Raw genomic sequence first — 12,976 nt, 5'->3', positions numbered from 1 at the left:
GTCATTCCTTAAAATGATCATATAAACCCAAACGCTCAAATTTGATCTTGTATTTTTGAACATATTTACTCCACTCCTCTTTGTTTTCACTGCCATAAACAGAAAAAGCATAATCAACTATTTCTTTACTAAAATGATTACCGAAAACAGTATCTAAATACTCTATCCCTGAATCGATTACTTGTTTCAAAATAGATAATTTATCAATTCCATTTTCCTTACAAGCCTTATCAAGCCATAATCCTTTGCTTATTTTTACATATTCTTTGAGCAAACTTTCAGTAATAAACTCCGAAGGAACATCATTAATATCTGGTTGATGTTTTGCATTCTTAAAAACTAACAGAATCAATTCTTCAGAATAATATTCTTCTGGAATTAATCTTAACATTGTTCCATTTTCCGCAGCTTTAAAACAAAGCTCTTTTGTCATAAATTCATCCGGAATAACTTGAATTGCAAAACCATCTTTGACAACTAATTTATCGCAGAATTCAATAGTTATTAATTTCTCATCAATAAATGACAAAGCATGATAGGTACTATTTAATGCCAGATTACAAAGTTTCTCGGTTTTAAATTCTTTCGGAACCAATTTAAGATCTCTATAATTTGATAAAACACGATCGTGCCAATATTCGTAATTTTTAGCTGGAGGATTGTTCTGTTTTAAAATCAATTCTCCAAATTCTAGTTCCCGTTTTAATTCTTCAAAAGTTTCTATTAACGGGTTATCAAGATGTTTTCGCAATTCAGCTGAGATAATATCCTCACCAGAAACTTCATCATATTCACATTCGTTTTTAGCATCAAAATCGTCAGTCTTATCATTGTAATAAAACAAATCATTTTTACGCTCAGCAAATGTTGTATAATGATCTTCGACTATAAATACTGGCGCTTCAATTACACCGTCACATTTAAAATTACCGTGATTATAAGAAGTCATTATAACTTCCTGAGCCCTAACATTACCTTTTATCTCAACATATGAACCACCTAATAACATGCTTTGGCAATTAACATTACCCGCAATAAAAACGTAGGGTCCATAATCACCTTCTGCATTTATTATAGTTCCGTTTGTAGAGAAATTTCCATTTATTAAAACGCCTTCAATTCTTAATGTATCAATCCCTTTTAACGGTAGATTTAATACATTTGTAAGCCATTTTTTTTCTTTATCTTCATAAAGGTCTAAATAGAAATTACCATCATAATTTACCTCTTGTCGTGCTACAAGAAAGAAATCCTGATCTTCCCATTCTTCAAAATAATCGAATCCTTCTCGCTCTACTAAAAAAGGATATTCTATTTTAACTTCTTTAATCGTAATTAATTCAAAATCTGACTTATTCATTTTATTATTTATTAAGCCGAATTGCTTCGGATTTTTTCATGTTAAAATTACGCAATTCTACTATAAAAATCAATAATCATCAGAAAAATTGTATTTTTATATAACTATATTATTTTCTCATAAAATTGAGTTCCGCAAATTTCATTTGAGGCGTTATGCTTTTATGAAGTGATAGCGGAATAAAAAATCTCCTAAATCTGCGAGAGAAAAAGCGAGAGGAAAAATTCCCAAACAAATAAGAAAATTTTAGCAAACCAATCCTTTTTAGTGTTTCTAAAATTAGTATTTTTGAGTATTCAAAGTATAAAACACAATTAATATGAAATATCATCAAATAAATAGCTCTCTTTTTATAAAAAATCGCGAAAAATTTACAGCTCAAATGAAGCCTAATAGTGTAGCGGTTTTTAATTCAAATGATATTTACCCAGTTAGCGCCGATAGTACATTACCTTTTGCTCAACATAGAGATATTTTTTACTTAAGCGGAGTAGATCAAGAAGAAAGCATCTTGTTGCTTTTTCCAGATGCTCCATACGAAAATCAACGTGAAATTTTATTTTTAAAAGAAACCAATGACCATATTGCTGTTTGGGAAGGCGAAAAACTAACCAAACAACGTGCCTTTGAAGTTTCTGGAATCAAAACCGTTTATTGGCTACAAGATTTTGAAAAAGTCCTGAACGAAATGATGACTTATGCCGACACAATGTACATTAATACTAATGAGCATTATCGTGCAACTGTTGAAACTGAAACTCGTGAAGCTCGTTTTGTAAAATGGTGGAAAGAAAGATATCCTGCACATCAGGTTGCCAAAAGCAACCCAATATTACAACGCATTCGTTCGGTAAAAGAAAGCGAAGAGATTGATTTGATTCAACATGCTTGTAACATTACCGAAAAAGGTTTCCGAAGATTATTGTCTTTTGTAAAACCAAATGTAACCGAATACGAAATCGAAGCGGAGCTTATTCACGAATTTATTCGCAATCGCTCTAAAGGTTTTGCTTACACTCCTATTATTGCGTCAGGAAATAATGCAAATGTTTTACACTATATCGAAAACAACCAACAATGTAAAGCTGGAGATTTAATCTTGTTAGATGTTGCTGCCGAATATGCCAATTATTCTAGCGATATGTCTCGTACAATTCCTGTTTCGGGTACCTATACCGCTCGCCAGAAAGCTGTTTACAATGCTGTTTTACGTGTGAAAGATGAAGCTACAAAAATGCTTACTCCTGGAACACTTTGGAAACAATACCATATAGAGGTTGGAAAAATAATGACGTCAGAATTATTAGATTTAAAACTAATTGACAAAGCCGATGTACAGAATGAAAACCCTGATTGGCCTGCATATAAAAAATATTTCATGCACGGAACTTCTCACCACATGGGATTAGACACACATGATTACGGATTATTACACGAACCAATGAAAGCCAATATGGTTTTTACAGTTGAACCTGGAATTTACATCCCTGCTGAAGGTTTTGGTATTCGAATAGAAGATAATGTTGTGATTCAGGAAACCGGAGAACCATTTAATTTAATGCGTAATATCCCTATCGAAGCTGATGAAATAGAAAACTTGATGAACGTTTAATTCAGTTCATTTTATTAATAAAGACAAACGGCTTTCAGAAATGTTAGCCGTTTTGCTTTTCCTTACATAACAAACTACTATTTTTGCAACATAAATTAATCTCATTGAAAACTATCCTCTTCAAAAACATCAATATTTCTTATTCAGACACAGGAAAAGGTACAACTATCGTTTTACTTCATGGCTTCTTAGAAAACAAAACCATGTGGAATCATTATATTGATACTTTCTCTAAAAATTACCGTGTTGTTGCTATTGATTTATTAGGTCACGGAAAAACAGAACCCCTTGGTTATGTTCATACCATGGAAGACAATGCCGATGTAGTAAATGAAGTGTTAGCTCATCTTAAGATCAAGAAAGCTATTTTTGTAGGGCATTCTATGGGTGGTTATGTCACTTTGGCTTTCGCCGAATTATATACCGAAAAGGTACAAGGCTTGGTTTTATTAAATTCTACATCTAAACCTGATAATGCTGAACGAAAACTAAACCGAACCAGAGCAATCAAAGCCGTTAAGCAAAACTATGCCGCATTTATAGGTTTAGCTATTGGAAATTTATTTAGCGAAAACAACCGAGAAAGACTTGCTGTGAATATAGAACTCGTAAAAGAAGAAGCTTTAAAAACTCCACTTCAGGGAATAATTGCTTCTCTAGAAGGAATGAAAATAAGAAAAGACAAAGGAATTATTTTACATACAAATCTTTATCCAAAGCTATTAATTTTAGGCGAAAAAGATCCTGTTTTAAGTTACGAAGAAAGCATTCAACAAATAGAAAACACAAATGTATCCCTTATAACTTTCCCTGATGGTCACATGAGTTCTATCGAGAACGAAACAGAATTGACTACAGTTTTATTGGATTTTTTTAAAGGAATATAATAATTAACTATTCGTGTAATTACTGCATCTGCACGTTTTGCTCAGGTCGTAAAATTTCATTTAACACATAGAAACATGGGTTTTATGTGTAAAAAAGAATACAAAAAAAGAAATACATTTCTTTCTCATAGCTAGCTATGTACATTTAAAATAAATGAAATGCCTTTTTTGAGAATATAAATCCTATGTTTCTATGTGTTAAGATAATTACACGCAAAGGCTATATTAAATTTTCTCTTCAAAAGGAATTGTAATATCTAATATTTCATTGAGTAACAACACAATTTGCTCCAAATAGTTGTTCATTATCTCATCATTAATAATCATATCAACATCCTTTTCTTCTTTATATCCAAAAGGCAAAAACCCAGATTTTAAATTCTTAAAAGAGATAATTCCAGCTTCAACAGGCAATCCTTTTGCATTGTTTTCATACATAAAAGCGTATGCTAAAACCTGAATAATTTTATCATTTTTTATATCTGTTACAAGTCCATTCCAGTTTTTAAGAACAACATTAGCCTTATCTACTTTACCTGTTTTATAATCAATAATTCTAACAATACCATTACGTTGCTCGATTCTATCTACGTTTCCTTTTATTAAAACCGGAAAAGGCAAACTTGGATGTGTTAATGTTCTTTCAAAAGTTTCTTCTATTGCAAGTATTTTAATTGCATCACCGTCTTTAATACATTCTAGTTCTACTTTTAAGAAATTTGAAACATTCCGTTTTGCAACTTCAAAAGCCAAAAGATTACGGCCTTTTTTAATCTCTCCTTCTTTATAAACTAACTTAAATTGCTTTAAAACTTCATTATCTAATAATTTAAAACAATTTAAAATATCATTTTCAGAGATAAATTTTCCAATAAAAGGTTCATAAAGTGCCTTCAAGGTCTCATGAATAATTGTCCCCAATGTATTTAAAGCAATATTTTCTTCGACTTCTTCGACCTCACGAATTCGCAATATTTTTTGAAAATAAAACTGGATCGGATTTCGAATATAACTGGTTAATGCTGATGGCGAAAATCCTGCAACTGCAATTTCTTTCAAACGCATCATTACAGCTTCCGATTTCGGAATAACCATTGGCTCGTATGCTATTTCAGGCAAAACTGCATTATAAATTTCATGAGTCAAATTGTGATTTGGCTGTTTCTCGACCTCTAGCTGTGTTATAAAACGGCTTCTCTCTCCAGCATCTAGCCCTTCGCTTTCGGTATTATAAAGCAAGTAAATATTCTTGGCACGTTGCAATAAATGATAGAAATGAAACGTATAAATCGCATCTTTTTCTTTAAAAGTTGGCAAACCTAATTCACGTTTCACATCATAAGGAATAAATGAATTCATAGATTTTCCGGCCGGAAATTTACCTTCGTTCATAGAAGTTACAATAACAGTATCAAAATCCAAAACACGACTCTCTAAAACTCCCATTATCTGCAACCCATTTAAAGGCTCTCCCTCAAACGAAACTTCAGCAACCTCTATAACTTGTTTATAAATAGCATAAAGCGTCTCTATTTTATCAATATGCTGATGTTGAGAATAATAATTAATCAACTTATTAATCACCTTAAAAATGGCAAAAACAAAGGTTTTAGCAATTTTATCTTCTTCAATATCATTACTTAAATTTTCTTTTATTACAAGCAAAAGCGTCGAAATGTTATTAAGAACAGCAACTGAGCCTGAATCCCATTTTTGAAAAAGCAACAGAAACAAATCCGAAGGGTACTCATTGAGCTCAATAATTTTAGAATGAGCTATGAAAGTATAATTGTTTTGATTTATTTTTTTCACTAACTCCTTTACATTTGCATAAGGCTCGACCAAAGGGTGTGTCAAAATATCCAAAACATCTTTGTAATAAAAAACGTAAGAGGTACTATTTCTAGACAATGCATTAGTATGCATTTTAAACAATTTGGCAATTAAAATTTGGGTTGGATTATTCTTACTTGAATATCCCATTGTAATATTTAAAGCACCAACTGTAGATGGCAAAGCATATAAAAGAGGAACTAGCATATTTTCATCACCCAATACTACAGCCACTTTATCCAGTGATGAATCTGGATTATTCGTGATAATTTCTTCAATAATACTTCCCGTTATTTTGGCTTGACCAATTGTTTTTGGAGTTCCAATAACTTGTATGTTTTTAGAGTGTGAAAAATCATCAAATATCCACTCAAAAGAATTTGCCTTATAATGTTTCCAGTCTTGTTTAAATCGTCTAACAAACAATCCAGCATCATGATAAGGATCATTTAGGAATGTCTTATCAATATCCCAATATATTTTAGCCTGATCAGAAGCAATTAAATGTTGAATTATTTTTTCTTCAGCAGCATTTAAAGCATTAAATCCAGCAAAAACAAAATGTTGATCTGGAACTGAATAAGTAAAATGATTTATATTATTTACAGCTTCTCTATAAATTAATCCCTGATAACCTATTTGCTTATTCAACAAATGGTTATATAAAGATTCATAATAATTAGGAAGTAATTTCCAGAAATCTATATAATTTTCTAATAGTTGTGTTTTGTTTTCAACCTCAATTCCCCATTTTTTGATATCCTCAATATCTTTAAGATAAGAAAGGACATGTGACGGATCTAACAAATACCTATCAATCTCATTAAAATCTTGTAATAGTGTTTTAGCCCAGTTAGCAAACAATTCAAAAGACTGTTGATTCTTTTTCTCAGTAATAGACAGATACACTTCATAAAACTCAAACAACAATTCTATCGAATCGATTGAACGTACAGAAGCTATATCTTGAATAAAGTCTTCTATACTAATTATCTTTGGGCTAATAACTGTATTCTGAATTTGTTTTTTTAAAGCCTCAACAAGAAAAATTTTAGCTCTCTTATTTGGCAAAACTATTGTCGTCTCTGCCAATTTATCTGAATAGCCTTCAATTATAACCTTTGCAATATTATCTAAAAAATAAATCTCTGTCATTGTATAAAAATAAAAAAAGCCATTCAATTAAGAATGGCTTTTTAAAATTATTTAGAAAAGTAAATTACAATTTACCTTCGTATTTAGAACCTATGTGTCTGATTTCAGTTCTTCTGTTTTCAGCTCTACCTTTAGCAGTTTTGTTACTTGCTACTGGTTGAGATGGACCAAATCCTTTAGAAGTTAAGTTTTCTGGACTAACACCTCTTTCGATTAATGCGTTCATTACAGCATTAGCTCTATCTTCAGATAGTTTGTTGTTAATCTTAGCAGAACCTGTACTATCAGTATGTCCTTCTATGCTAAATTTAGCATTTGGATAAGCTTTAAGAATTTCTCTAATAGCATCTAATCTAGCTGGAGTAGCAGCATCACCTTTTTTGAAAGTCGCTTTTCCAGTGTCAAAGAATACTGCTCTAGCTTGAACTTTAAGATCATCTAATACAGCAGTAGTTACTTCTGGACAACCTCTGTTACTAGCTGGACCAGCTACAGTAGGACAATCATCATCTTTGTCAAGAACACCATCTTTATCAGCGTCTGGCCAAGGACATCCACCATTTTCTTTAGGACCTGCTACAGTAGGACATTTGTCATCTTTATCAGCAATTCCGTCTCCGTCAGTATCAGGACAACCTTTTAAAGCAGCTAAACCAAATGTATCTGGACAAGCATCATCTTTATCAGCAACACCATCACCATCTTTATCAGGACAACCGTTTAAAGCAGCTAAACCAAATTCAGTTGGACAAGCATCACTTGCATCAACGATACCATCACCGTCAGTATCAGGACATCCGTTGAATTGTTTTAAACCAGCAACCTCTGGACATGCATCATCTTTATCGTAGATACCATCTCCGTCTGTATCTTTACCTCCAAATTTGAAAGTAAGACCTGCTGAATGTTGGAAATGAGATGGAGCATCTGGCGTACCAAATTTATCTTCTCTATCTCCAAAAGATTTTTTATAAGTAGTAGCTAAAGACAAACCAATTGATTCAGTGAACCAAAAAGTTAAACCTGCACCTGGATTAACAGTACCAAAACTGCTATCTCCGAAGAAAGTATAACCTCCACCAACGCTTAACGAAGGATCGATTACTTTAGAATTAATCAATGACATGAAGCTATATCTAAGTGTAGCATCAATACCATAATACATTAAATCTCCAGGGTTAGAAACTACATAACCACGTGAATCATGACCAGGAGCACCTGGAGCAAATGTTACGTATTTATCAATTTTATTCACAGAACCTTGTAATCCTACAGAGAAATTACTACCAACGTATCTAGATACACTGATGTACGATACTGAAGGAAGAATGTTCCAGTTGTCTTTTGCTGCGAAAGCCTGAGAGAAATGTTGATCTGCCCAGTTATGTCCTCCACCAGCACTTGTTTTAGTGTCAACGGCATTAACTCCAAAAGAGATAGCCCATGGGTTGTTACTGTCTTGTGCGTGAGAACCTAACCCCATCACCATCATCACAGCAACTAAAAGTTTGTTAAGATGTTTCATACTTAATTTATTTAATTACAATTTAGTTAATTATAGACAAAAGTAACGCGTAAATTTTTAACTACAAAATGAAATGTTAAAAAAATACAATAAGAAATGTTAAAAATGGGAATTATACAACTTTTAACATTTTACCAACCTTAATAAAAGCCTCTAAAGCTCTGTCTAGATGCTCCTTAGTATGCGCAGCAGACAATTGCACTCTTATCCTTGCTTTTTCCTTAGGAACTACTGGAAAGAAGAATCCTATTACATAAATACCCTCCTTTAAAAGCTCATTTGCCATGTTTTGCGATAATTTCGCATCATATAACATAACCGGAACGATAGCTGAGTCTCCATCTATTATATCAAATCCAGCTTTCTTTAAACCTTCTTTAAAATAATTAGTATTCCACTCTAATCTATCTCTTAATACTGTATCTTTTTCAAGAAGTTCAAATACTTTAATAGACGCACCTACAATTGCTGGCGCTAATGAATTTGAAAATAAATATGGTCTTGATCTTTGACGCAGTAATTCTACAATTTCTTTTTTAGCTGTAGTATACCCGCCCATAGCACCACCTAAGGCTTTACCAAGAGTTCCAGTAATGATATCAACTCTACCCATTACTCCTTTTGCCTCAAGAGTTCCTTTTCCTGTTGCTCCAATAAACCCAGCTGCATGACATTCATCAACCATAACCATAGCATCGTATTTATCTGCCAAGTCACATATTTTATCCAATGGAGCTACAAGTCCATCCATAGAGAATACTCCATCAGTAACAATCAATTTAAAACGAGCTCCAGCTTCATTCGCTTTTATTAGCTGTTGCTCTAAATCCTCCATATTACTATTCTCATAACGATAACGAGCTGCTTTACACAAGCGAACTCCATCAATAATTGAGGCATGATTTAAACTATCCGAAATAATTGCATCATTCTCACCCAATAAAGGCTCAAAAACACCCCCATTAGCATCAAAGGCTGCAGCATATAAAATAGTATCTTCTGTTCCATAAAAATCAGCAATCTTTTTCTCTAATGTTTTATGAATATCTTGTGTCCCACATATAAAACGCACAGACGACATTCCGAAACCATGAGTATCCATCGCGTCTTTTGCAGCCTGAACCACTTCTGGATGCGAAGACAGCCCTAAATAATTATTAGCACAAAAATTCAAAACCTTCTCTCCTGTCGAGATTGTTATTTCAGCATCCTGAGCAGAAGTTATTATTCGTTCTTTTTTAAAAATTCCGTTTTCTTCAATAGTTTGCAATTCATTCTGCAAATGCTCTTTAATTTTTCCGTACATTTTTATTTATTTAATATGTTAAATTTTAACAAGTTAGCCTGATTCTATTCTTTAACGTCTGATTAATTTTTTCACAAATTTACTACAACGATATCGGTTCCTATATACACCAAGGCCTTTTTTAACACTTTAAAGCCCATATTCTCAATTGCAAACTGATATTCTTCTACTTGTTGTTTATATTTTGGATTGCTTAAACCCGTTTTATAATCCAAAAGATAAGCCTCTCCATTAGGAGTTATAACTACTCTATCTGGTTTTAATACTTTCCCTTCTTTTTGAATTATAGTTTCTTCATTTAAAACCCTATTCCCAACTTCAAAACAAATGTTAATCTCTGAATGATTTACAATTTCCTGAATCGTCTTTAAAACAATATCTTTTTGATCAAAAGTAATCAAGCCATCCTCTAATGCTTTTACAACTGCCAAATCAATATCTGATTTATATTTTACAAAAGCTAATATTTCATGGATCACATTTCCATAAGATATAGCTTCTTGTTGATGTGTCCCCCACATTAAGGCTTCGCGTTGAGCAATTTTAATACTCTTAGGATTTAAAACCTCCGAAACTAATGGAATTGTTTTGGCAGACGAAGAATGTTTCTCACCTGAAGATAATTTAGCCGAATTCCCAAACTCATATTCCAACTTATTTTCATCATAAACCCCTAGGTCAATTAAATATTTTATAAAAAAAGATGCCATATTACCTGGAAAATCACCGTCTTTTCTAGGTTTTATCTCTTGAGAAATCACATATAATTGCTCTTCTGCCCGAGTCAATGCAACATATAAAACGTTTACATTATCAAGCAATTCTTCTTGTTTCTTTAAATTAAACACAACTGCAGCGTCTTCTCCAAATCCCGCTACAGCACTGCTATTATCTATTAATACTTTTGGCAACCCAAAATCTTCTTCCTCTGCATTCAACCACAACTTATCTTTTGGTTTCCGACTATAATCTTCTTCCGCAAAAGGCATAATAACAACTGGAAACTCTAATCCTTTCGATTTATGAATAGTCATGATACGAACCGCATTATTCCCTTCTGGAGATGGAATACTGAATTTTTCTGAATTCTTATCCCAATAACTTAAAAAATCTGAAATACCTGCTTGATTCCTAATATCACGTTCCAGAACTATATCAAGAAAATATTGCACATACGCGTTATTATATTCTAGACGTACAAATTTTGAAATAATAGTCTCTACAGATTCATATAGTGATTTTTTTCGAATACTTTCAAATGATAGCAAAACATCAAATTTCTCTAACCATTTTTCAAAAGAAATTTCATCTCTTTCTGCCATTCCTTCAGCAATAAAATCATGAATTGGCATTTTAACATCTGCATTCTTAGCCATAAAATGCAAAAAATTAGCTTTTGCTTCTAAATCTGCATTATTATTCAAATATTTTAATAAATGAATAATCAATCGGACTTCTGTTGCATTCTGGATCATTAATGTCTCCGAAGACAATAAGGGGATATTCTGCTCCGTTAAATAATTCGCAACAGCAATGCCCTGACTTCTTTTACGGGTCAGAACAACAATGTCTTTATACTCAAATCCCTCACGTAGCACTTTTTGAATTGTATTTAATGTCGCCAAGACATACAAATCTGTTTTCTCCAGTACTGCCTCATCCTCAATTTGATCACTTTTATCTACTACCGGAAGAAATGAAATATTTACATATCCCCCTTTCTTGGCATTAGTTTTTTGATAACTATGATTTTCATACAAATCTTTATAATCAGCATTTTCAAATTCTGAAGAAATTAATTTAAAAAAGCCATTATTAAATTCAATAACCTCACTATAACTTCTATAATTAGTATCTAAATGTGTTATTGTTTTATCTGGATTATTAAATGGATTTAAATCTTTGCTCAACTCAATAAACTGTTCTGCTTTTCCACCTCTCCAACGATATATTGACTGCTTAGGATCTCCAACAATCATAAGTGTACCCTTTACCCCAAAATCATCCTGACCAGAAAGCGCATTGTCAATTAATGGAATCAAATTCTGCCATTGCATTTCAGACGTATCCTGAAACTCATCAATAAAAAAATGACGGTATCTTTCTCCCAAACGCTCATAAATAAAAGGCGCTGGTTGATTTTGGATTTCACGATGAATAATTGCATTAAATTCAGAAATCGACAAAACATTTTGCTCTTTTTGAATCTTCTCCAACTCGTTACTCACTGTATTCAATAACGAAAGCGGCGTGATGTTTTTAAGAAAAGCTTTGTAAAAATCTCGCTTCTCAAAATTCTTATAAACCTTATCCAGAATCTGAAGTAATTCTGGGATAATATTCTCAATTAAAACCCTGTCTTTGGCCGTTTTATTTATCGCAATATCATCAAACTCATGAAATGTTTTATTCTTGGGATTAAATTTCCCATCTCTAATACTTTCTAGATGATTTGGAAATGTTCCTCTCGAAAAAGATTTTAAATCAATTCCATTTTTTTCAATTAACAAAAGTGCATTTACAGCAAAAGTTGCATTCTCTTCATCTAGGTCTTTACACAAAACCGTTAGTTTCTTTTTTATTTCAACAAACTCCCCAATTGATTTATCATGAAAATGTATAATCTCATTTCGATTGTTCTCATTTAAGATCAATCTTCCCGTTTCAAGAATTTCACGAGAAACATCCCAACTTTTATCATCATCGGTTTTTTCCATCGTAAAATCAATCAACAACTTGGTTAAAGTTTCATCTTGACCTGCTTGAGCAATAATAGCATCAACTGCCTCTATAAGCAAATTTTCGGTGTCCAAAGTCACCTCAAAAGTCATAGGCAAATTTAAATCATGCGCAAAAGCACGGATAACTTTATGAGTAAATTTATCGATTGTAGAAATATCAAAAGCTGCATAATTATGAATAATATGCTTGATGATATTCTGTGATTTAGTTTTTAATTCAATAATCGAAAGACCTGTTTCCCGAGCTAAGTCCTGCATCAAATCAATTGCTTTCGCAGATGGTTCCTCTTTCGCAAATTCAGACAAACTACCCACAATACGGCTTTTCATTTCATGCACCGCTTTATTGGTAAATGTAATCGCGAGAATATTACGATAAGCATCATTTTTGGGAGCTGAAAGAATAATTTTAAGATATTCTTTAACTAAAGTGTATGTTTTCCCAGAACCCGCAGATGCGTCATATATAGAAAAGGAGGGTCTTTGCATTTTTTAGTTTTTCGTACTGTAAAAGTAAAACATCCCGAGAACTATCGGTCGTAAAAAACTAAAATTCT

The 12,976-nt window shown here is 32.4% G+C and carries 7 protein-coding genes; 2 read left to right on the top strand and 5 right to left on the bottom strand.

Annotated features, from left to right (window positions below; genetic code table 11):
• Position 1: 1 nt before the first annotated feature.
• On the bottom strand, positions 2 to 1,360 hold the full coding sequence (locus IUY40_RS06025; protein ID WP_195735962.1) for a polymer-forming cytoskeletal protein: 1,359 nt from the start codon (positions 1,358 to 1,360) through the stop codon (positions 2 to 4).
• 319 nt (positions 1,361 to 1,679) lie between these two features.
• Between IUY40_RS06025 and IUY40_RS06020 the strand changes: the two genes are divergently transcribed.
• Positions 1,680 to 2,972 carry an aminopeptidase P family protein gene (locus IUY40_RS06020; RefSeq protein ID WP_195735961.1) on the top strand — a complete coding sequence of 431 codons (1,293 nt, stop codon included), beginning with the start codon at positions 1,680 to 1,682 and terminating at the stop codon, positions 2,970 to 2,972.
• A 104-nt stretch (positions 2,973 to 3,076) separates the two neighbouring features.
• Entirely contained in the window at positions 3,077 to 3,859 is a 783-nt protein-coding gene (locus tag IUY40_RS06015; RefSeq protein WP_195735960.1) for an alpha/beta hydrolase, read from the top strand.
• A gap of 225 nt (positions 3,860 to 4,084) precedes the next feature.
• Here the strand turns inward: IUY40_RS06015 and IUY40_RS06010 are convergent, their stop codons facing one another.
• The 4 genes from IUY40_RS06010 to IUY40_RS05995 all read right to left on the bottom strand — a co-directional run bounded on the left by IUY40_RS06010 (position 4,085) and on the right by IUY40_RS05995 (position 12,908).
• On the bottom strand, positions 4,085 to 6,847 hold the full coding sequence (locus IUY40_RS06010; RefSeq protein WP_195735959.1) for a PD-(D/E)XK nuclease family protein: 2,763 nt from the start codon (positions 6,845 to 6,847) through the stop codon (positions 4,085 to 4,087).
• A gap of 64 nt (positions 6,848 to 6,911) precedes the next feature.
• Positions 6,912 to 8,372: an OmpA family protein gene (locus IUY40_RS06005; protein WP_195735958.1), complete on the bottom strand. Its 1,461-nt coding sequence runs from the start codon at positions 8,370 to 8,372 to the stop codon at positions 6,912 to 6,914.
• 112 nt (positions 8,373 to 8,484) lie between these two features.
• Positions 8,485 to 9,678, bottom strand: coding sequence for a glycine C-acetyltransferase (kbl, locus tag IUY40_RS06000; RefSeq protein WP_195735957.1), 1,194 nt, complete (start codon positions 9,676 to 9,678; stop codon positions 8,485 to 8,487).
• A gap of 71 nt (positions 9,679 to 9,749) precedes the next feature.
• Positions 9,750 to 12,908, bottom strand: coding sequence for a UvrD-helicase domain-containing protein (locus IUY40_RS05995; protein WP_195735956.1), 3,159 nt, complete (start codon positions 12,906 to 12,908; stop codon positions 9,750 to 9,752).
• Positions 12,909 to 12,976 lie beyond the last annotated feature (68 nt).

Source organism: Flavobacterium sp. ALJ2, from assembly GCF_015594725.1.
Lineage (GTDB): Bacteria > Bacteroidota > Bacteroidia > Flavobacteriales > Flavobacteriaceae > Flavobacterium.
The sequence above is the reverse complement of the archived record's forward strand: the minus strand, read 5'-3'. Positions and strand labels throughout refer to the sequence as shown.